The sequence below is a fragment of the Variovorax sp. 10L426 genome, from assembly GCF_056395305.1.
In genome coordinates this window covers 84,130-103,427 of the sequence record NZ_JBFTJF010000020.1, presented here as the reverse complement: position 1 = coordinate 103,427, position 19,298 = coordinate 84,130, and the positions used below count along the sequence as shown (strand labels likewise).

The 19,298-nt window shown below is 65.2% G+C and carries 23 protein-coding genes; 8 read left to right on the top strand and 15 right to left on the bottom strand.

The features are described from left to right. Window positions 1-294 precede the first annotated feature (294 nt). The 3 genes from AC1DHL_RS25015 to AC1DHL_RS25005 all read right to left on the bottom strand — a co-directional run bounded on the left by AC1DHL_RS25015 (window position 295) and on the right by AC1DHL_RS25005 (window position 2,986). Entirely contained in the window at window positions 295-837 is a 543-nt protein-coding gene (locus AC1DHL_RS25015; protein ID WP_478163724.1) for an imm11 family protein, read from the bottom strand. A gap of 808 nt (window positions 838-1,645) precedes the next feature. Further along, the gene (locus tag AC1DHL_RS25010) at window positions 1,646-2,302 is read right to left on the bottom strand and encodes an FMN-binding negative transcriptional regulator (RefSeq protein WP_478163723.1); all 657 of its coding nucleotides are present in this window, start codon (window positions 2,300-2,302) and stop codon (window positions 1,646-1,648) included. 33 nt (window positions 2,303-2,335) lie between these two features. Further along, entirely contained in the window at window positions 2,336-2,986 is a 651-nt protein-coding gene (locus tag AC1DHL_RS25005) for a LysE/ArgO family amino acid transporter (RefSeq protein ID WP_478163722.1), read from the bottom strand. 73 nt (window positions 2,987-3,059) lie between these two features. On the opposite strand from AC1DHL_RS25005, the gene AC1DHL_RS25000 reads away from it, so the two are divergent. Beyond that, window positions 3,060-3,956: a LysR family transcriptional regulator ArgP gene (locus AC1DHL_RS25000; RefSeq protein ID WP_478163721.1), complete on the top strand. Its 897-nt coding sequence runs from the start codon at window positions 3,060-3,062 to the stop codon at window positions 3,954-3,956. A 172-nt stretch (window positions 3,957-4,128) separates the two neighbouring features. On the opposite strand, the gene AC1DHL_RS24995 is transcribed toward AC1DHL_RS25000, so the two are convergent. After that, window positions 4,129-4,548, bottom strand: a complete 420-nt coding sequence (locus AC1DHL_RS24995) for a TfoX/Sxy family protein (protein ID WP_478098120.1) — start codon at window positions 4,546-4,548, stop codon at window positions 4,129-4,131. 235 nt (window positions 4,549-4,783) lie between these two features. On the opposite strand from AC1DHL_RS24995, the gene AC1DHL_RS24990 reads away from it, so the two are divergent. From AC1DHL_RS24990 to AC1DHL_RS24965, 6 genes are all read left to right on the top strand, one after another. Further along, entirely contained in the window at window positions 4,784-4,999 is a 216-nt protein-coding gene (locus tag AC1DHL_RS24990; RefSeq protein WP_478163720.1) for a hypothetical protein, read from the top strand. Between the two features lie 370 nt (window positions 5,000-5,369). Continuing rightward, window positions 5,370-6,266 (top strand): SMP-30/gluconolactonase/LRE family protein, encoded by an 897-nt coding sequence (locus tag AC1DHL_RS24985; protein WP_478163719.1) that lies wholly within the window; start codon window positions 5,370-5,372, stop codon window positions 6,264-6,266. A 172-nt stretch (window positions 6,267-6,438) separates the two neighbouring features. After that, window positions 6,439-7,104, top strand: a complete 666-nt coding sequence (locus AC1DHL_RS24980) for a response regulator transcription factor (RefSeq protein ID WP_478163718.1) — start codon at window positions 6,439-6,441, stop codon at window positions 7,102-7,104. Beyond that, complete coding sequence (locus AC1DHL_RS24975; protein WP_478163717.1) at window positions 7,097-7,552, top strand: hypothetical protein; 456 nt, start codon at window positions 7,097-7,099, stop codon at window positions 7,550-7,552. Before AC1DHL_RS24980 ends, AC1DHL_RS24975 begins: the two co-directional genes overlap by 8 nt. A gap of 25 nt (window positions 7,553-7,577) precedes the next feature. Continuing rightward, on the top strand, window positions 7,578-8,519 hold the full coding sequence (locus AC1DHL_RS24970; RefSeq protein ID WP_478163716.1) for a formylglycine-generating enzyme family protein: 942 nt from the start codon (window positions 7,578-7,580) through the stop codon (window positions 8,517-8,519). A gap of 11 nt (window positions 8,520-8,530) precedes the next feature. Beyond that, window positions 8,531-9,481, top strand: coding sequence for a SphA family protein (locus tag AC1DHL_RS24965; RefSeq protein WP_478163715.1), 951 nt, complete (start codon window positions 8,531-8,533; stop codon window positions 9,479-9,481). 8 nt (window positions 9,482-9,489) lie between these two features. Here AC1DHL_RS24965 and AC1DHL_RS24960 read toward each other — a convergent pair whose 3' ends face one another. From AC1DHL_RS24960 to AC1DHL_RS24935, 6 genes are all read right to left on the bottom strand, one after another. Then, window positions 9,490-9,933 (bottom strand): glycine zipper 2TM domain-containing protein, encoded by a 444-nt coding sequence (locus AC1DHL_RS24960; protein WP_478098106.1) that lies wholly within the window; start codon window positions 9,931-9,933, stop codon window positions 9,490-9,492. An 11-nt stretch (window positions 9,934-9,944) separates the two neighbouring features. Beyond that, entirely contained in the window at window positions 9,945-10,499 is a 555-nt protein-coding gene (locus AC1DHL_RS24955) for a hypothetical protein (protein ID WP_478098104.1), read from the bottom strand. Between the two features lie 25 nt (window positions 10,500-10,524). Continuing rightward, window positions 10,525-11,139: a hypothetical protein gene (locus AC1DHL_RS24950; RefSeq protein WP_478098102.1), complete on the bottom strand. Its 615-nt coding sequence runs from the start codon at window positions 11,137-11,139 to the stop codon at window positions 10,525-10,527. Between the two features lie 50 nt (window positions 11,140-11,189). Beyond that, window positions 11,190-11,591 (bottom strand): hypothetical protein, encoded by a 402-nt coding sequence (locus AC1DHL_RS24945; RefSeq protein ID WP_478098100.1) that lies wholly within the window; start codon window positions 11,589-11,591, stop codon window positions 11,190-11,192. 17 nt (window positions 11,592-11,608) lie between these two features. Further along, window positions 11,609-11,815, bottom strand: a complete 207-nt coding sequence (locus tag AC1DHL_RS24940) for a hypothetical protein (protein WP_478098098.1) — start codon at window positions 11,813-11,815, stop codon at window positions 11,609-11,611. 272 nt (window positions 11,816-12,087) lie between these two features. After that, on the bottom strand, window positions 12,088-13,290 hold the full coding sequence (locus tag AC1DHL_RS24935) for a hypothetical protein (RefSeq protein WP_478163714.1): 1,203 nt from the start codon (window positions 13,288-13,290) through the stop codon (window positions 12,088-12,090). Window positions 13,291-13,555: 265 nt separating this feature from the next. Here AC1DHL_RS24935 and AC1DHL_RS24930 point away from each other — a divergent pair, with 265 nt between their 5' ends. Then, complete coding sequence (locus tag AC1DHL_RS24930; protein WP_478163713.1) at window positions 13,556-13,948, top strand: hypothetical protein; 393 nt, start codon at window positions 13,556-13,558, stop codon at window positions 13,946-13,948. 14 nt (window positions 13,949-13,962) lie between these two features. On the opposite strand, the gene AC1DHL_RS24925 is transcribed toward AC1DHL_RS24930, so the two are convergent. The 5 genes from AC1DHL_RS24925 to AC1DHL_RS24905 form a co-directional block, all read right to left on the bottom strand. Next, on the bottom strand, window positions 13,963-14,712 hold the full coding sequence (locus AC1DHL_RS24925; RefSeq protein WP_478098092.1) for an acetoacetate decarboxylase: 750 nt from the start codon (window positions 14,710-14,712) through the stop codon (window positions 13,963-13,965). Between the two features lie 84 nt (window positions 14,713-14,796). Further along, complete coding sequence (locus AC1DHL_RS24920; RefSeq protein WP_478098090.1) at window positions 14,797-15,132, bottom strand: hypothetical protein; 336 nt, start codon at window positions 15,130-15,132, stop codon at window positions 14,797-14,799. A 96-nt stretch (window positions 15,133-15,228) separates the two neighbouring features. Further along, window positions 15,229-16,107 (bottom strand): hypothetical protein, encoded by an 879-nt coding sequence (locus AC1DHL_RS24915; RefSeq protein ID WP_478098088.1) that lies wholly within the window; start codon window positions 16,105-16,107, stop codon window positions 15,229-15,231. A 109-nt stretch (window positions 16,108-16,216) separates the two neighbouring features. Continuing rightward, window positions 16,217-17,662, bottom strand: coding sequence for an NAD-dependent succinate-semialdehyde dehydrogenase (locus AC1DHL_RS24910; RefSeq protein WP_478098086.1), 1,446 nt, complete (start codon window positions 17,660-17,662; stop codon window positions 16,217-16,219). A gap of 171 nt (window positions 17,663-17,833) precedes the next feature. Continuing rightward, the gene (locus tag AC1DHL_RS24905) at window positions 17,834-19,291 is read right to left on the bottom strand and encodes an efflux transporter outer membrane subunit (RefSeq protein ID WP_478163712.1); all 1,458 of its coding nucleotides are present in this window, start codon (window positions 19,289-19,291) and stop codon (window positions 17,834-17,836) included. Window positions 19,292-19,298 lie beyond the last annotated feature (7 nt).

The following is a 19,298-nucleotide window of genomic DNA, read 5'->3' as shown; positions in this document are numbered from 1 at the left end:
CCCTGCGCTGCTCACGGTACGCGGGGTCCGCGCGAAACTCGCTTCGCTCAAACACGCGCAGCCCTGATCCGCGTACCGCTGCGCTGCTCGGCGGTGCCTCAACGGCCGGCCCAGCGCACACCGCCCGCCTCCGCGGAAAGGGTGGGGGTGAACTGTCCGCCGCTACCGCTCTTGTTGTGGGCAGGCTGTCGACGTCGAGGAGGTGGGCTTGTCCGGCGGAACTTCCGGTTCGGGCCCGAAAGAGACGTTCGCCGCCCTCCAAAGCGGCCTTTCATCGAAGCCTATGGCGCCCGTCTACGTGAGCAAGTCGAAGCGAAATCCTTTCAACCGCAGGCGCTCAACGTCTGCAACAAACGTCTCGTTGACGTAGGTCTGACCTACCCTCGTTTGGGGCATCTTGAATATCGGAGGCAGGTCGACGACCGATTGCTTGAGCACGTGTCGGTCCACCTTCCAGATGCGGCCGCTGCTCTTGAAGCGGGAGATTTCTGACCGCTCCTCGTCCAGCGCATCCACGACAGTCGTCGCGTTGAAAGCGAAGTAGCGCATCGGTTCTGGCACCGCGATTGGAACGAATTCGCCATGTGCGCTCAGCAGCTCTCCCAAGGCGTCAATTGCGCGCTCAGAGAAGGCTGGGATGGGTCGGAGGGCGAAGTCCGTGAAGTCCGGGAGAGGCCCGTCACTCCTTTCGTCGCCCCTCACTGCCTCAACGCCAGGAACGGACGTCCCGCGCGGCGTTCCGTCGAAGCATTCGTCCCACACGTGAATATCCTGCCCGGCGCTGAAGCTGAACGTGCAGCAGGTAGCGAAATCAGCGCGCAAATCGAAAAGCTTCATCGTTGCGTCCCAAGGTAGGGAATTAGGTCGAAGGGCAGCTCATGGCCGGTGACGGCTGTTAACCGTACGCGAGCGAAGACGCTAGGTCGAGCCGTTCATTGCGCACGCCACCTAGCGAAGCAACGCTTGTTCAAGCTCCCGGCCGTATTGGGTAAGGAGGTTGCTGCACACGTCGATTTGGTATGGCATGAAACCTTCGTCTCGCATTCGCTTCCCAGGTTCAGTGCTAGGAGCGGTTGCATCTCTGAACTCCGAATCGAACTCGCTTAGCCACACATCCATCTGTTCGCGGCTGGCACCGAGCTTGGGGGCAACACGCATCAAGTCCCTTTGCATTGCGCCCGCTCGAGAGGTTGACGAGCCGTTTGCGGCCGCCGCCATTCCATACACCACCGAGCACCGCACGGACTGACGGGCGAGTCGCAATTCATCCGGACCGCCTGCAGCGTGTGCTTGGGAAATCCCGGCCTGTGAAGCGGCGAGTAGCGCCAACATCACAAGATTTCTCTGATGAGCCATTCGAAAGAGCACCTATTCGTTGGGGGGCGGCCGATTGTTCATCGTTCGCCAGTTTGTGTGCAAACGCTTCAGGCCAATCAACCTCGACTTCGTACTGCACGTTGTACGCTCGCGTCGAGCGTCTGCTGTCCCGTGAATTCTGCGGCGCCGACGAACGGCCGGTTTTGGCCGACTGTAGCCTGTCGGCTGTCCGGCGCTTCGGGCCCGAAGCGGAAGTAGCACCTTCTCGGAAGCAGACATTCGAGGCCCTCGCCGAGTGTCGTTCGCGGCGTCCGCGTCGAAGGCGCGCTCAACGCCCCTCGGATGGGTCGGCGTCCATGGCCATCTCGACCAGATTTGCCATCGCTCGTTCTTCCTCACGCGCGCTGTTTTGCAAGGCCGCTACTGTGCCGCGCCTATCCTGCAAGGCTTCGTCTTGGCTCGCCTTGAGTTTTCCCTCAAGCCTGTCAATCGGAATCTCGATTCCGACGATGGCGCCCATCAACTTGTCGATGTACGAAGCGGGGGCGTCGTCAATGCGCCACGGTGCCTCCTGCCTAGCCTCCTGAGCACCAGTGAGCCTGTTCAACATATGCAGTAGCCACCCGCGCTCATGAACAGCGCGCGCAACGCCGTGCGCGTGGACGACTGCATAGTTCCAGGTGGGCACGACCATCCCGTGCTCCACCTTGCTCGGATACCACCCCGGCGTGACGTATGCCTGCGGCCCCTGGAACATCACCAACGACGAGGTGTGGGCATCTAGCTCGCGCCAGATGCGGTTGGCTCGAGAAACGTGGCCAATCAGGGCGCCTAGCGGCCCTCTGCTTCTATCCAGCAAGAATGGAACATGGTTGGCGTCAAGGGCACCGCCGACCTGGCAGACCCACGCCCCAAGGGGATGGGACTCCATGAGCGAGAAGATGGCTTCCTGATTTGTCAGCTGGTGATGCTTAGAAACGTACATGGCATTTCACAGAAGAGAAGTTGAATTCTGACGTCAGAAGCCTGTGACGACGCGACCCACTAATAGCGCAGCCAACATCATCATGGTCAGGCCAACCAGACCGTCCAGCATCTGCCAGGCTCGCGGACGAGCAAACAAGGGTGCGAGCCAGTGCGCGCCATAGCCAAGAAGTCCAAACCAAAGCATGCTGGCCGTGGTCGCGCCGGCGACGAACCACCCACGCAGCGCGCCGGGCTGCTGTGCCCCAATGCTGCCCACCAGAAGCAGGGTGTCCAGGTAGACATGCGGATTGAGCAGAGTGAAAGCTGCGGCTTGCGCCACGGCCGCACCCCGGCCGAGGACCGCATTCCCTTCCGCTGCCCGCAGTTGCTGGGGTGTGCGTGCTCGGCGCAGCGCCTGGACCCCATACGCAGCCAGGAAAACGGCGCCAGCCAGTGCCAGCGCGCGTGCCAGCCCGGGACGCCCACCCAAGGCCTGCGCCATGCCCAGGACACCCGCGGCAATCAGCGCCCCGTCTGCCACCGCGCAGAACAACACAACGGTTCCCACATGCTCGCGGCGCAGCCCCTGGCGCAGCACGAAGGCGTTCTGAGCGCCTATGGCGACGATGAGCCCCAAACTCAGGGCGAGGCCCTGCATGAAGACCGGAAGCGCGAGCGAAGCGGAATCTGAAAAGTTCAGCATGGGCGAAGCTTGCCCGGGCGCCACGATGAAGACAAACTATCTTTGCTAAGGCCACTTTAGGGATACTTACGCCATGTTGGACTATTCGGCGCTCTCCGCTCTCTCTGCAGTCGTGCGAGAAGGAAGCTTCGAGCGCGCAGCCCGCGCCTTGAACGTGACGCCATCGGCCGTCTCGCAGCGCATTCGGCTGTTGGAGGAACGTATCGGTTGCGCGTTGGTAGTGCGTGAACAACCGTGCCGCGCGACCGAAATCGGCCGACGCCTATGCCAGCACGTGGACCGCGTTCGCCTGCTGGAGCAAGCCCTTGAAGGAGCCGTTCCGTCGCTGGCACCGGAGGGGATTGCCCGGGTGCCTCTACCCGTCGCGGTCAATGCCGACAGTCTGGCGACATGGTTTGCTCCGGCCGTCGCCGAGTTCGCGGCAGCAGCGCCGGTTCTCATGGAGATTGCGGTAGATGACCAAGACCACACCGCCGAATGGCTGCGCAGCGGCGCAGTGCTGGGCGCCGTCACCGGCAGTAGCCGTGCCCCCGCCGGATGCAACAGTCGACCATTGGGCTCGATGCGCTATTTACCCGCTGCCAGTCCGCAATTCATGGCCCGTCATTTCGCTGACGGCGTCGGAGCGGGTAGTCTGGCCTGCGCCCCCAGCCTCGTGTTCAACGCAAAGGATGAGTTGCAGGCCCAGTGGGCACAGCGCCTGTGCCATCGGCACGTGGAACTACCCCGGCACATCCTTCCGTCTACCCAGGCGTTCGTGACCGCGACCTTGGCCGGCATGGGGTGGGGCCTCCACCCGCAGGCGTTGATTGCGCCGCACTTGAAAGACGGGTCGCTCGTCGAGCTAGTGCCGAAAACGCCACTGGACGTCCCCCTGCACTGGCAGCATGCCCGTGCCGCCTCAGCGCTTCTTGATAGTTTGACCAAGCAACTCGTCGCAGCCGCCCGGCGGGCTCTGTTGCCGCCCTGACTCGGCCTCAGGGTCGTGTGGCGTCTGCCGACAGTTGCGCGGCCTTGGGGCAGAAGGTCTGCTATGTGGCGAATAGCCCCGCTTCAGCGAATGTCGGGTTCTGGCCGAACTTTGCCACACGACAGACGATGGTCAGTCTTGCCCCAAACACCTGAGCAGCAGGCACAGCGGGTCAGCGGTTTGCGCCGGAGCGCTTCTTCGTGGCGACCTTCCCCACTGACGCCTTCTTCGCGGCCGGCTTCTTCTGAGGCACCTTCGTCGCCGCCATCTTCCCGGCAGCCGGCTTCTGTCGCGCGGCCGCGCCGCCCTTGCGCAGGACGGCCTCCCAGGCCAGGCGGGCCCAGCGCGCCGCTTCCTCGCGGTCTTCGTAGATTTCGGGCGGCGCTTCCACGTACGAGGTCGGCGTCAGCTTGCCCGAGCGCATGTACTCGAAGGGCGCGAGCCCCTTCGCCTCAAACTTCGCTCGGCTCTCCTCGTCGGTCTTGAGGTACAGGCGCTCGCCGCTCACCAGGCCGAACATGCGCCCCTCGTGGAAGATGCCGTGGCCTCCGAACATGCGGCGGGCTGACACACGGCCGAAGCGCTCGAACACTTCGGGGAGTTCCTCGGCCAGCTTCACCGTTTTGTGCCCCGTGTCATGAGGAAGTGCTGGCGGACCGATAACCAAGGGCTCATGCCGCGTAGGAAAGAAGAGTGGTTCGGAGCGAAATTCTGACCGAGGTCGGAAAGTGCGGAGTTGGCCGCATCTTGCCCCATTCAATGGCGCACCCTACTTGCGCGCTCGCGCGCCCCCAACCGCATCTTCCTTTGGCCCCACCGCTTCGGCTATGCAAGTCACGGACGCCCTCGACGCATTGCAAGAGGCATATCGCGCCGCCTCATGCGTCCACTGCTTGCTCGTGCACATGGAGGACGTACGCGAAAGCCAGCGCTACTTCACCCGCTCCGAATTGACGGCGCTGCATGCGGTCGTCGATTCGGAAGTCGAACGCCGAAGGCAGATCGCCCACTCGGCGATCCAATCCGCACCCGCGTCGTCGTGATCGGCGCGCAGGCTGTCGGCATTCGAGACGCACGCATCCGTCGCACACCCACGGAGCCCGGTATGCGGTGCGGGCTGTGCGACCCTTCTGCGCCGCCGAAGCGCGCAGCCTCAGGCGGATCAGGGCCGCGTGTGTTTGAGCGAAGCGAGTTTCACGCGGACCCCGCCTGAGGCGAGCACTGCAGGGAAGCCCGAAGGGCCGGCGCAGCGGGGTCGCACAGCCCGCACCGCATACCGGGCGGACCCCAAAAAACGCGCGAAGACATTGCAAATCCAACATAGCTCCCTCCAAAACCGAGCGCCTCCGCCTTCCACACCCGCGCTACGATCCGCCCAATCAACGACCGCGCTGGTCACAAAAGGAGACATCCATGCCAAAAATCCTCGAAGCCCCACGCTGCATCTGGCCCGCTGGTGCCACCCTTGGCGAAGGCACCCTGTGGTCGCAGCGAGAGCAGGCGCTGTACTGGGTCGACATCCTCGAACGCCGCCTGTACCGCCTCGACCCCGTCACCGACGCCCGCGCAAGCTGGCAGTTCGACGAAGAGATCTCCGCCGTCTCCGAACGCGCTTCGGCGCCCGGCTTGATCGTCACCCTCCGCAGAGGCTTCGCTTTCTTCGACCCGGCTGCGCCCGATACGCAGCCCAAGTACCTTCACCAGCCGGAGCCCGAACTCACCGCCAATCGCTTCAACGACGGCAAATGCGACCTGCAAGGCCGCTTCTGGGGCGGCACCATGGACGCCGCCTGCGAAGCGCCCACCGGTTCGCTCTATCGCTTCGACCCGGATGGAAGCTGCAGCCGCCATGACCAAGGCTTCGCCGTGACCAACGGCCCTACCTGGTCGCTGGACGGACAGACCATGTACTTCAACGACACCGTCACCGCCCGCATCCTTGCCTACGACTTCGACGCAGCGACCGGCACCCTCACCAACAAGCGCCAGTGGCATCGCTTCGCGCGCGACGAAGGCTACCCCGACGGCATGACCACGGACGCCGCCGGCCGACTCTGGATCGCCCACTGGGGCGGCGCCTGTGTCACCTGCCATGACCCGTCCAGCGCCGCCGAACTCTGCCGCATCCCGTTGCCGACCAGCCACATCACCGACTGCGCGTTCGGCGGACCGGACCTGAGCACCCTCTACATCACCAGCGCCACCAGCGGCCTCACGCCTGCGCAACGTGAAGCCGAACCGCAAGCCGGTGGGCTCTTCTTCGTTCGGCTTGACACCGCCGGCTTGCCCGCATCGCTATTTGGCGGCTGAAGAGAAAAAAACTTCCATTCTGAAAACAAACAGGTTAATTTTTCAAGCCCCTTACACCAAAGGGCAGGTTGCCATGCCCCTTGCCTCCATGTTCAATGCACCTCGGTTCTCGCTGAATCAGCACCCCAAACCTTGAACAGCCACCGGCAGACGGTGGCCCCGGAGATGTGGAATGAGTGAACTGACCGACCTGAATCCCGTGGATGAATCACCGATCGTCCGCCTGATCGACGACGACGTGTCGTTCCGACGCGCCGTCCAGCGCCTGCTACGAGCAGCCGGGTATCGCGTCGCGGAATACAGCTCGGTCGGCGCCATGCTGCTCGAAGGCATCGGACCATCGCCCGGTTGCCTGGTGCTCGACATCCACATGCCCGGACCGAGCGGGCTCGACCTCCAGGAAATGATCGCCACGCAACCGGAGCCGCTGCCCGTCATCTTCGTGACCGCCGAGGCCACCGTGCACGAGACCTTGCGCGCCATGAAGGCCGGCGCGGCCGACTTCCTCTTCAAGCCAGTGGACGGCGATGCCCTGTTGTCGGCCGTGAACAAGGCCGTGGCCGAAGACGCCACGCGGCGCCAGGCGCGCAGGCGCCTGAACGATCTGCAGAACCGCTACTCGCGACTCAGCCCCCGCGAGCGGCAAGTGCTCGACATGGTCGTCAACGGTGCCCTGAACAAGCAGATCGGCGCCGAACTCGGCGCCGCGGAACGGACCGTCAAGGCCCATCGTGCGCACGTCATGGAAAAAATGGAAGTGACTTCGCTGGCCGATCTCGTGCGCGCCGTCGGCCAGTTGGGCGCACCCGGCAGGCAACTGGGCCGCGTCGGTGCCTGACGCATCGAACACGCCCGGCGTCATCTTCATGTTCATGCCGGCCAAGCCCGCCGCGGGCATCGCGGCATCCGCCCTCGTCATGCTGATGTTCACGATGGTCCGGTCCGGTCGGCGCAAGCCGCTGGGCAAGGCCGCCGCGAGGCAACGCACGGGTTCCGCCGGCGGCATCGATGCACCGACGACAGCGATCACCAGCGAAATCAGCCAGCCGCTCAGCGCCATCCTGGCGAACGTCGACGCCGGCACCCTGCTGTGGAAGCAAACGCCGCTGCCCGCCGACGAACTCAAGAACATCCTTGCCGACATCCGCGACGACGTCCTGAAGATCAGGGAAGCCATCCGGAAGCCCGCGTCGGGGCAGGACGTGCCGGCAGCCAGTGAAGCGCCCCGCGCGACCCGATTGCCCCAAAGGGCAACACGCGCTGCCCGTTGGCCCGATGGGCAATGACCCCAGGGCATTCCATCATCGCTTCGTGAACACTCCCACTCGCGCCGGCATGGTCTGGATCCCCGATGGCGCCTTCCTCATGGGATCGGACCGCCACTATCCGGAAGAAGCCCCGACGCACAAGGTTGCGGTCAAGGGCTTCTGGATGGATGCCCATACGGCCACCAACGCCGAGTTCAAGCGCTTCGTCGAGGCGACGGGCCACGTCACCCTCGCCGAGCGCCCGGCCAACCCGGACGACTATCCCGGCGCGGACCCGGCGATGCTCGTGCCCTCTTCCGTCGTGTTCCGCAAGACCGCCGGACCGGTCGACCTGCGTAATCCGCACAACTGGTGGACCTACCAGCCAGGCGCCAACTGGCGCCATCCGCGCGGCCCCGGCAGTTCGCTGCAGGGCCTGTGGGCGCACCCCGTGGTGCACGTCGCCTTCGAGGATGCCGAGGCCTATGCGAAGTGGGTCGGCAAGGAACTCCCCACCGAAGCGGAATGGGAATACGCCGCTCGCGGCGGCCTGGAGGGCAAGGAATACTGCTGGGGCGACGAGTTCAAGCCGGACGGGAAGTCCATGGCCAACACCTGGCAGGGCGAGTTCCCGTGGCAGAACCTGCTGGAAGACGGCTACGAATGGACCGCGCCGGTGGGCTCGTTCCCGCCCAATGGCTACGGCCTGTACGAGATGGCCGGCAACGTCTGGGAATGGACCATCGACTGGTACCAGGAACACGAGAAGATCACCCACGCCTGCTGCACGCTCGACAACCCGCGCGGCGGCAAGATGGACGAGAGCTACGACCCGCGCACGCCGCAACTCCGCATTCCCCGGCGCGTGATGAAGGGGGGCTCGCACCTCTGCGCGCCGAACTACTGCCACCGATATCGCCCTGCCGCGCGCATGGGACAGCCGATCGACACCGCGACCAGCCACCTCGGTTTTCGCTGCATCGTTCGAGAAGAAAAAGCAGCGTGAAAGGAAGAACGATGGTGACGCGATTTCTCCGCCGGCCCCTGCTGGCGACCATGATGCTGGCGCCGCTCGGCGCCGCGGCGACCGAAGGCGGGATCGGTCGCCCCATCACGGGCCAGCAGGTGACTTCCGACGCGGGGATCGTGCCGCCGACGCCGGGCTTCGCGCTGACGCTCGCCAGCATCTACTTCAGCGGCGACATCGACGGCTCGCGCCAGGTCTCGATCGGCCGGGTCATCAGCGCCGGCGTGGACGTCACGGCCGGCTACAACATCGCCAACCTGACCTACGTCTGGAACACGGGTCCGGGCCAATGGAATTTCGCTTCGGCCATCGGCCTGCCGGTGCAATACACCAAGGTCGAGCTCGGCGTATCGAGCAACCTTCGGCCGGGGCTGAGCAGCACCGACAGCGGCACGCAGTTCGCCGACATCCTGATCAACCCGATCGTGGCCGGCTACCACTTCAGCGAGACGGAGCACATGGCGCTCTCGCTGCCGATCTACGCACCGACCGGCGCCTACAACCCGGATCGCCTGGCCAACGCAGGCCAGAACACCTGGACCTTCTCGCCGACCATTGCCTACACGCAGCTTCTCAAGGGCGGCGGCGAGTTCACTGCCCTCGCAGCCATCGACATCTACACACGCAACACGGCCACCGACTACAAGAACGGCTCGGTCTTCCGCATCGACGCCATGTGGACGACCACCGTCGCGCCGCAATGGCACCTCGGCGTGGTCGGCGGCTGGATCGAGCAGTTCCAGGACGACACCGGACCGACCGCCGACAAGCTCAACGGCTTCAAGGGTCACTCGATCGGCCTGGGGCCGATCGTGACCTGGGGCGGAAAGATCGGCAACCAGCCCGCGGCGTTCTCCGCGCGCTGGGTCTACGACGTCGAGGCAAAGAACCGGCCCAAGGGCAACGGCGTTTCCGTCTCCCTCACGCTGCCCTTCATGTAAGTCTCAGCTCAGCGCGGCAACACGCGCGCGTTCTCGCCGCTGCCCTCGATGTAGACAGCCTGCCCCATGCGCAAGGCGGGATTGACGGGCTGGCTCACCGAGACCAGCACGCCGCTCTTCACCCGCACGACGATCTGCTGGCCCGGCGTCGGGCGGTCGTAGCGCTTCGCGATCTCGTTCCCGGCGATCGCGCCGCCGATCGCACCTGCGACCATTGCAACGTCGCGGCCCGTTCCTCCGCCGATCAGGCTGCCGAGGCCCACACCAGTGAGACCGCCGACGACCGCGCCCACGCCCGTGTGCTGCGAACTCTGAAGGTCCATCGGCGTGATCTGTTCGATCACGCCCTGGCGTATCTCCATCGATCCTGGAGCCTGGGAACCCGGCGCCGCGCAGGCCGCCAAGAAGAGGGCCAGCACGACTGCGCTGATGCGAGAGAAGAGTTTGATCATCAGATTTCTCCTTAGGTGGATAGAGGCTTCGCACGAATGCCGGCGACAAGGTAAGTCAGACCTAGCGCCAGCGTCAACATGGCGACGAGCGAGCGGCGACCGTCGTCCGTCGAGAAACCGAGCACCAGGGCGACTCCGAAGAGCAAGGTGCACGCGCTCGCGATGAGAGCCGGCAATGCGCCGGTACGGCGGCCGTCCACGGCTCGCCGCTTGCTCATCGAAACGTAGATCAGTCCGATCGCGCCCAGGACGATGCACGCGACGACGATCGCGCCCAGGTAGACGACGGCGCCCAGTACTCGCGACTGGATGTTCGGGGCGATGAAAGTCACCACGCCGGTGACGAGCCGCATGGCCCCGTCCGCGAATGCGAGCCCCGACAGCCACCGGCCCGCGGGATCCTTCGACAGCGCAAACCAGAGCGTCAGGCCCAGCACGCCATCGAGCAGCGCGAAGTAGCCGTTGTGACCGGTCTGCTGGTCCGCGGCCGGCATCACGAACATCAGATACGCCCCGAAGAGCACGCTGATGGCCCCCCGCAGCAACAAGACAGTTCGCAGGTTCATGAGATGGCTCCCGGAACGACGGCTTTCAGAGGGCGCTCGCCGGCTGGACAACGAGCGCTTCGCCCTGGAGCAGCGTCGCCTCCACCTGGTCGCCCACCTTCAGCGAAGCGAGAAGCTTCGGATCGTTGACGTCGAACTTCCGGGTTTCCCTCACGCCGCGCAGCGTGACCTTTCCCGTCTTCCGGTCGATCGCCGTCACGTTCGCAACCGCCTGGATCCGGTGCCTCACCACGACCCCGGGCCGGTCGCCGGGCTGCGCCACGTGCACCTCCACCCAATCGGTGCGTTCGCGGATACCACCCGCCACCTTCCGGAGACCGATCAAGAGCGCTTCACCCTGTTTCAGCGTCACGCGATCGCCGACCTTCAACTGGTCGAAGTTCTTCACCGCTTCGCTGGCATGGATCACGACGTCCGGGCCGTTGGGCCGCGACAGCGTGACGTCGCGCGTCGCCGGGTCGATGGCCTTGATGGTGGCTGTGCGCACGCGCACGCTTGCCGCCATCGCCTCGCCGGGCTCCCTGCCGATCACGGCCGCCCCTTCATCGGACGCCGGAACCGCGAGCTTGTCCTGCGACCACGCAGGAACGGCCAGGGTCGCCGACAACGCCAATGCAAGACCGAGAATGCGCTTGTTCATGCAGAAGACTCCTTGTGAAGCTGAATCGGGCTAGGGCCTGTTAACAGGCCCTAGTTGGGAGACCAAGGACTGACCAACTGCCACGGCACCGCCTTGTCGTTCTTGTTCTTGTTCCGGCAGAAGATGAAGTCCCCGGCGTTCTGCAGCGATCCCGCCTTGTTTTCGACGCGCGCCATCCTGCACCCCGGGCGCCCCTTGGGGTCCTTGGCGGGCGTGACGCTGCCGCTATTGGACGTGCCGGCGTGTTCCCATGTGACCGTGACGCCATCTTCGCCGCTCTCCAAGGCACGATTGACGGCCTGGGTCATCAGGTCGATGTCGGCTTGCTTGAACCTCGTGATCGGCGTGTCGCGCATCGCGTTGTAGCGCTGAAACGGCTGCGCTCCGGCGACAGCCGTCGCCAGCATGGCCGCGGCGAACGCCAGAAGCCTCATTGTGCGGATACCTTGCATGGTGGCCCTCCTTGTCCTTATTTGGGAAGAATGAAGTTCACCTGGAAGCGCACGAACCAGTCCGATGCGTTGTCAGGCCGGATGACGTTGTAGCCCGCGCCGACAACAAAATCCATCGGTACGAAGGACTCCGGCTTCACCAGCAGCGAATAAGAGACACCCAGGGGCACCGTCCAGCGCTGGCTCTGCCGCTTCTCGCCACCGCTGCCGGACCGAGGGACCATTTGTCCTGTCCCAGCCGGTCGTCGGTGGCGGAGGGCATCGATGTCCGCGATCGGATTGGCCAGCTTCTCCTGGAGATCCTCGTCGCCTTGCTGGGCCCAGGCACCGCATGCCGTCAAGCACCCGTGGGCCACGCAAACGTTCCGGAGGGCGCAAGGGACATTCGACACTGATGTTTCAAATTGGAACCTGACGGCGATGGGCCCATCTTGAGGGTGGCCACCGAAGCTGCAAATTGGCCTGATGGGCAATGCCGTCTGCCCCTTCGGGCAAGTCAAAGAAACATGCCGATCAGTTTCTGCAGCAGCTTGTCGAACGGCACCAGCGCAAGCACGACGATGCTGAACGGCAAAGCCGTGGCGACGGCGAGCGCCAGCAGGCCCCGCAGGTCGAGCGGCATGATCCGCATCGTGTAGACGTTGTTGGCTGTCTGGTAGAAGTCGGTCGCCGCCGAGAAGTCGCCGGTCGAGAGCGGATCGGCGGTTTCTTCCGCGGGCGGGCCGTGCATCCACTTGTCCTCCAGCGCCACACCGATGCGCTGGGCGAGCGCGCCATAGATGACCACCCCGCCCTCCCAGGCGCGCATCAGCGGGGCGATGAATACCGTCAGCGGCGCGACGAAGATCACGAGGACAAAGACAACGGTCCCGAGCGCTGCCCCGGCGAGTGCTTCGGGCCTGCCGGGCGCGCCGGCCAGGACGTGCGCCAACTCCGTGGCCGCCGCGATCGCGCCGATGGCCATGCCGAGCACGAAGAAGGCGCGCAGCGAATAGCTGACGAACATCAGCCCCGCGGCGCCTTCCGGATGCGACGCCACCAGCCGCAGTTCCAGGCGGGACACCCTTCGGAGGTAGAGCGCCCAGAGATATACGCGCCAAACCCAGCCCATCAGCAGTATCAGCACCAGCGGCAGGCTCACCAGCGCATGCCACCAGCTCGCCAGCGATCGACCCAGCGGCGCGCTCGCGCTGCCGTGATGCCAGTCGGGCAGGAAGGACGACGGCACATAGCGCACCACCAGAAGCGAGAGCGCATAGGCCAGCACGACGGCGAGCGCCTCGATCAGCCACCAGTCGCGCAGCCGGAGGATGGACCTCACGACGGCTTCGTAGGCCTGCGACTGTGAATCCGGAACGATGCCTCGCTGGCGAAAGATCTGCGCGATGGCCCCGAGACGGGGAATGCAGGCGGCTTCGGCGAGCACCAGCATCGGGGCGACGACCAGCGACCGCGCATGAACGGACGCGTCGCGCAGGAACGCGAGGAAGACGTCCTGCTGCCCATCCGCATAGGAAAGCAGCGCCAGCACCATCAGCGGCAGCCAGCCCACGCACACGACGACCAGCGATCGGAACACGACGCGCCGGTGATGCGGATCGAAGCGCCCCCAGAGACGCAACAGGCGCAGCGGCGGCCCGCCGTCGAACATCTCGGCTTCCACGTCGGCAGACAAGGGGACATCGCGGGTCGATTGCACGTCAGGCAAGCCTCCGGGAATCGCGGCGGCAGTCGCGCCGGTACGAACAATAGGCCACCTTCCCCGAAACGCACATTGGTACTCGGGGCAACGCGCTCCGCCCGTTCGGGCAGTTGGGCAACAGGCGATCGTGTGGGCGCGTGACCAGTTCGCAACAAATGCACGCGTGCCCCGCAATAGATCGCTTGGCAGATGGTGTCGCTGGTCGACGCGGCATTAGGATGAAGTGAGCATCAACACATCGCAGGCAAGCAGGGAGCCCCGCATGAAAACGAGTTTCAGCATCGAGGCCATCCTCACGGCGACGGCGGTCGCCATCTTCGTTCCGTTGACGACGAACGCCCAGCCCGTGTCGGCGCCCGTGCCCGCGGAACAACAGGAAGCGGACTATCGCGTGATCGCGGCGCGCTGCGGAACCCCGGCTTTCGAAAAAGCCTTCTACAACCAGTCGCGAGCCGCTGTCGCCGCCGGCCTGGTCAACAAGAACCGGCCACCCGCGGATGTGGAGAAGACCGTCACCGCGCTGCGGCGCAGTCCCTTCGTGCTGATCGCGGCGAATGCCGATTGCCCCGTCCAGCTGAAGCAGCTTGCCGATCTTCAGAAAAGCCGGAGCGAGCTCATCAGGACATCGCGCGGACGCAAGTCGCCGGGCAAGTAGGCGCGCGGCCGCGCTCAGGCGAGATAGTCGAACTCCACGGTGCCGAGTGCGAGCGTCATGTCGGCGATGTAGTGCACGGCGGATTCGACCTTGAGCACCGGCAGTTCGGCCACCGGCGCCAATGCGTGCGGATGCAACTCCAGCGATGCCGGGCCGCTCCAGGCACCGTGCAGCGTGACGTTGACCATGTGATAGCGCACCAGCTCGCAGATGCGGGCCGTGCCGTCGACGTGCGGAATGATCTTGAGCAGGAAGTTCGGCTGCGCGATGGCCGCAAGGATCGGTGCGGGTTCCAGCGTGCGGTGCTTGAAGCCCATCGTTGCCTTCGCCACGCGCACCTTGCCGTAGTCGAGCGTGCCGACCACGACATCCGTCTCATAGTCGAGCACGGGCGAGGCCAGCTTCTTGGGAAAGCCCCAGAGCTCGCGTCCTCCCGCAATGGGCGGGTGGTCGTTCAAATACATCGCGTGCACATAGGCGCCCTGCTCGACCCCGCGGTCGGTTCGCAACTGCACCGGAATGACCTGCCCTGACTCGGTGTAGTCGCCGAAGCCGGTCGAATCGGGCATGCGGATGAACTCGTACTTGACCAGCGGCTCGACGACTTCGAGCGGCTCCGGCACGACCGCGCGCAGCGCATCCGGGTCCGTGCGGTAGGTGACGACCATGAATTCGCGCCGCACGAATCGATAGGGCCCGGGCGGGAACGCCGGGTTCGTGAGGGGCATGGCGAAGGCCTTGCGTCTGACGTCTTGGATGTTCATTGGCGCTTTCGTTGATGGTCTGCCGACAGGGCGACCATCCCACAAGCGTCAGTGTTCGTCGAGCGGCAGGCGCCGGCCGGGCGGCTAGAGCCCGCCGAAGACGCTCGCGTCGGGGTCGGCGTGCTCGTGCCGCTTGGACGCGCTCCGCAGGCTCTGCACCCAGAGCCGGGCGTGGCGTTGCTCACGACTCTCGAAGCGCTCGGCAAAACGCCGGATGGCCGGCCGCTCGATGGCGGCGATGGTCATCCAGTCCGTACCACCGAACGAGGCGGCCTCGCCGCTGCGGTCGACCAGCGCCGGCCGCAGTGCCATGACCCATTCGGTGGGAACGCGCGGATCGCGATCCAGCGTCCGCAACGCGATCTTGGCGGCCATGGGGCTGAGCGATGGAATCTTTTGAAGATGGAATTCGAGGTCCAAGACAGCACCCTCCTTTCAGACACAGGACGATACATCTGTATCTGAAATTTACGCAAGGGTGTTACTGGGTGTTTTTTGCCGGAACAGCACCCGTCGCTACTGCGTACTCATTCGTTTGTATTCATTCCGCTTCATCGCCAGGTAATCGTCCCGCTCGACCTCGTGGAGTTGCCGCGCATAACGCTCCGTGCTGTCGAACCACAGCGCGAGCCGGTCCGGCAACTTCGCCTTCGTCGGATGCTCCATGAAGGCGTCGATCGCGAGGTAGTAGCGCATGGTGTTGCGCTCGACCACGCCGAGCACGCCGCCGACATAGTCGGGCTGCCCCGAGGCGCCCTTGCCGGTGGACGTGAAGCCGACCTTGTCGCTGCCGATCGTCTTGAGATAGCCCTGCATCGCGATCCGAGCCGCGGTTCCATAGGCGTACGAGTAGCCGAGGTGCATGAAGGTCTTGCCGTCCGGCGTTGGGGTCGCCTCCAGTTCGATGCGGTAGTCCCGCGTCGACAGCGGCCCCTTGTCCGCGCTCAACCCGACACTGAGATAGTCCGCCCCGACCGTCGCGGGCTGCCAGACGAAGTCGATGCGCTGGGCTTCCGACAAGGGCTGATCGAACTTGCGGCCCGCAAAAACGGCCAGCGTCTTCGCGTCACCCGTCGACTTCACGGTGCAGCCCTTGGTATTGAGGTGGAGCATCAGCACGTCGCACCAGACCGTGGGCTGGCTGAGCGCTTCGCTCACTTCGCTGAAGGGATGGTTCAAGACCGCGAAGATGTTGCCGCTCAACTGGCCCGATGCCTCGGCCGATTCGAGCACCAGCGGCCGTCCGAAGATGTTCTGCGCAAGCTGGGACTGCACGGCGCCGTATTTGGCCTGCAGGGCTTCGGCACTGCCGAGCTGCCTTTGCGCCAGCGCGACGGCCGGCAGGAAGAGAAGGAAGAGCCAGAGCGCCAGGCGGCGGAACGTCGAGTGCTTCATGATGAATGGCATTCTTTCCGCACGGCGGGAGCTCGGCTTGCAGGTGGACCTGCGCGGGGCAAAGGCACGCTGCGCGCCGTGCGCAACGCAGCATGCCCGCCCCGTGGCGTCAAACCGCCATGATCGACACGGCCTTGGTCACCAGATAGGCCTCCATGGCTTCGGGTCCGCCCTCGGAACCATAGCCCGAATCCTTCACACCGCCAAAGGGCATTTCAGGCGTCGGCGTCGCGGGCTGGTTGATCCACAGCATGCCCACTTCCATGTGCTGCGACAACAGGTGCGCGTTCTTGATCGACTTGGTGAACGCGTAGCCGGCCAGACCGTATGGCAGGCGGTTCGCTTCGGTGATTGCCTCTTCGAGCGTGTCGAAGCCGCGGATCGCGGCGATCGGGCCGAAAGGCTCGTTGTTGAATACGTCGGACTTCAGCGACACATCGGTCAGCACGGTGGGTGCGAAGAAGTTGCCCTCCGTCCCGATGCGCTCGCCGCCGGTCGCGACCTTGGCGCCGGTGGCGCGGGCGTCGTCGATCACCTTGGCCATCGCCGTCAGGCGCCGGGCATTGGCCAGCGGGCCGAGCGTCGTGCCTTCCGTCAGGCCATCGCCCAGCTTCAGGCCTTCGGCGTGCTTGACCATCGCGCGTGCGAACTCTTCGCGGATGCTGTTGTGAACCAGGAAGCGGGTCGGCGAGATGCAGACCTGCCCCGCGTTGCGGAACTTCGCGGCGCCTGCGGCCTTGACCGCCAGCGCGACGTCGGCGTCCTCGGCCACGATCACCGGGGCGTGGCCGCCCAGTTCCATGGTCGCGCGCTTCATGTGCGCGCCGGCCAGCGCGGCGAGTTGCTTGCCCACCGGGGTCGAACCCGTGAAGGTCACCTTGCGGATGATCGGATGGGGAATGAGGTAGCTCGAAATCTCGGCCGGATCACCGAACACCAAGCCGACCGTACCCTTGGGCACGCCGGCATCGACGAAAGCCTGGAGCAATGCGGCGGGCGATGCCGGGGTTTCTTCAGGCGCCTTGACCAGGAAGGAGCAGCCGCTCGCCAGCGCGGCGCCCAGCTTGCGCACGATCTGGTTGATCGGGAAATTCCACGGCGTGAACGCAGCCACCGGACCGAGCGGCTCCTTGATGACCAGTTGCTGCGCCGCCAGGTTGCGCGAAGGCACGATGCGGCCATAGACGCGCCGGCCTTCGTCCGCGAACCATTCGATGATGTCGGCGCCGGCGAGCACCTCGCCACGGGCCTCGACAAAGGGCTTGCCCTGCTCCTGCGTGAGCACGCGGGCGATGTCGGCGGCGCGTTCGCGCACCAGCGCGGCAGCCTTGCGCATCGTGGTCGCGCGCTCGTTGGCCGGGATCTTGCGCCAGGCCTCGAAGCCGCGCTGCGCCGCGTCGAGCGCGCGATCCAGGTCGGCCGTGCCCGCATGGGCAACCTTGCCGATGGTCTTGCCGGTTGCCGGATTGACGACGTTCAGGGTCTTGCCGCTGACGGCGTCGCACCACTCGTTGTCGATGAGCAGGCGCGTGTCGGGATAGCTGGATGTGGTCATGCTGGGTCCTTGAATCCATGAAAGAGGGGTGTGTCGATTCGAGCGGGACGAATGCGACGGAGGCCGGGATGCCGGATGCGGCATTGGGCGCAAGGCCGATCCTAGCGCTGTTTGAAGTCAGACCGGGCGGCATGGGCACTGGGGCGGCCCGCTCTCAGCCGCCCTCACCTTCTAAGGCTGCTTCTTGTCTTTCGCCTCGACCATCCCGACGGGCCGTGGCGTCATCGAATCCGCGATGTCCACCCAACCCCCGCCCATCGCCTGATAGACATTCACGACCTGCGTATAGCGGTCGGTGGTCAGCGACACCAGCGCGAGTTCGGCCGCGAAGAGTTCGGTGTCGGCGACGAGCACTTCGAGGTAGCCGATCAGTCCGCTTTCGAACTTGAGCCTGGACAGCCGCGCGAATTCGCGCAGTTGAATCACGCGCTCGGTCTGGAAGGCCACGCCTTCGATCGTCTTCTGCGTGCCGATGAGCGCGTCGTTGGTGTCGCGGAAGGCGTTGAGGATGGCTGATTGATAGATCAGTTCCGCCTGCGTCTTCTGTGCCTCGGCCGATTGGACCTGCCCTTCGATGGCGCCGAAGGTGAAGATCGGCCCGGTCAGGCTTGCGGCGGCCTGCCAGGTGGTCGCTGGCCCGGTCAGGAAGCTGCCGGCGGCGGTGCTGACGGAGCCGAAGGCGCCGGTCAGCGAGATGGTCGGGTAGTACAGCGCGCGCGTCGCGCCGATGTTGGCGTTCGCGGCCACGAGGTTCTGCTCGGCCGCCAGGATGTCGGGCCGGCGTTCGAGCAAGGTCGACGGCAAGTCCGCGGGAATGAGCGGCACTGCGAGCTGATCGATCGTCTTGCCGCGCGGAATCGGTCCCGGATCGCGCCCGAGCAGGACCGAGATCCGGCCTTCGACCGCGGCGATCTGCTGCTCGATGACCGGGATCGATGCGAGTGCCTGCTGGTACTGCGAGCGCACCTGCGCCACTTCCGTCTTCGACACGATGCCGGACTTGAACCGCAGATCGAAGATCCGCGCGGTTTCGCCGAAGTTGGCGGCTGTGGCCATCGCGATCTCGCGCTGGCGGTCCAGGCCGCGCATCGCGAAGTAGCTGGTCGCGACACCCGTCACCAGCGTGAGAACGACGCCGCGCTGCGCCTGCTCGCTGCCGTAGACCTGCGCCTGCGCCGCTTCGCTCAGGCGCCGCACGCGGCCGAAGAGATCAACCTGCCAGGTGGCGCCGAGCGCAGCCTGGTAGAGCGCGAAGTACGGATCGGCGGGCTCCGGCACCGGCGGTTGGCCCACGCGGCTGGCGCGGGACCGGCTCGCGCCGCCGTTGTAGCCGAGCTGCGGATAAGCCTGCGATTTCGCCGAAGTCAGCGTGCCGATGAATTGGTCGACACGCGCCGCCGCGACACGCACGTCGAGGTTCTGGCGCAGCGCGGTCTCGATCAACTCGTTGAGCACCGGATCGCCGAACTGCTCCCACCACTTCGTGTTGGCGACATCGGCGGCCTTGGGGTAGTCGATCCGCCATGCAGCGGGCACCTGCACGTCGGGGCGAACGTAGTTGGGGCCGACCGTGCAGCCGGCGATGGCAAAGCAGACGGCAGCCAGCGCTGCCAGCGTGAACGTCTTCATTTGGCTT

Bases quoted from the DNA above. Each gene is read 5' to 3' on its own strand.
- AC1DHL_RS24960 (WP_478098106.1), bottom strand. From the start codon at position 9,933: ATGATCAAACTCTTCTCTCGCATCAGCGCAGTCGTGCTGGCCCTCTTC.
- AC1DHL_RS24905 (WP_478163712.1), bottom strand. From the start codon at position 19,291: ATGAAGACGTTCACGCTGGCAGCGCTGGCTGCCGTCTGCTTTGCCATC.
- AC1DHL_RS24965 (WP_478163715.1), top strand. From the start codon at position 8,531: ATGGTGACGCGATTTCTCCGCCGGCCCCTGCTGGCGACCATGATGCTG.
- AC1DHL_RS24940 (WP_478098098.1), bottom strand. From the start codon at position 11,815: ATGGTCCCTCGGTCCGGCAGCGGTGGCGAGAAGCGGCAGAGCCAGCGC.
- AC1DHL_RS24990 (WP_478163720.1), top strand. From the start codon at position 4,784: ATGCAAGTCACGGACGCCCTCGACGCATTGCAAGAGGCATATCGCGCC.
- AC1DHL_RS25015 (WP_478163724.1), bottom strand. From the start codon at position 837: ATGAAGCTTTTCGATTTGCGCGCTGATTTCGCTACCTGCTGCACGTTC.
- AC1DHL_RS24985 (WP_478163719.1), top strand. From the start codon at position 5,370: ATGCCAAAAATCCTCGAAGCCCCACGCTGCATCTGGCCCGCTGGTGCC.
- AC1DHL_RS25000 (WP_478163721.1), top strand. From the start codon at position 3,060: ATGTTGGACTATTCGGCGCTCTCCGCTCTCTCTGCAGTCGTGCGAGAA.
- AC1DHL_RS25010 (WP_478163723.1), bottom strand. From the start codon at position 2,302: ATGTACGTTTCTAAGCATCACCAGCTGACAAATCAGGAAGCCATCTTC.
- AC1DHL_RS24910 (WP_478098086.1), bottom strand. From the start codon at position 17,662: ATGACCACATCCAGCTATCCCGACACGCGCCTGCTCATCGACAACGAG.
- AC1DHL_RS24925 (WP_478098092.1), bottom strand. From the start codon at position 14,712: ATGAACATCCAAGACGTCAGACGCAAGGCCTTCGCCATGCCCCTCACG.
- AC1DHL_RS25005 (WP_478163722.1), bottom strand. From the start codon at position 2,986: ATGCTGAACTTTTCAGATTCCGCTTCGCTCGCGCTTCCGGTCTTCATG.
- AC1DHL_RS24915 (WP_478098088.1), bottom strand. From the start codon at position 16,107: ATGAAGCACTCGACGTTCCGCCGCCTGGCGCTCTGGCTCTTCCTTCTC.
- AC1DHL_RS24980 (WP_478163718.1), top strand. From the start codon at position 6,439: ATGAGTGAACTGACCGACCTGAATCCCGTGGATGAATCACCGATCGTC.
- AC1DHL_RS24930 (WP_478163713.1), top strand. From the start codon at position 13,556: ATGAAAACGAGTTTCAGCATCGAGGCCATCCTCACGGCGACGGCGGTC.
- AC1DHL_RS24945 (WP_478098100.1), bottom strand. From the start codon at position 11,591: ATGCAAGGTATCCGCACAATGAGGCTTCTGGCGTTCGCCGCGGCCATG.
- AC1DHL_RS24950 (WP_478098102.1), bottom strand. From the start codon at position 11,139: ATGAACAAGCGCATTCTCGGTCTTGCATTGGCGTTGTCGGCGACCCTG.
- AC1DHL_RS24955 (WP_478098104.1), bottom strand. From the start codon at position 10,499: ATGAACCTGCGAACTGTCTTGTTGCTGCGGGGGGCCATCAGCGTGCTC.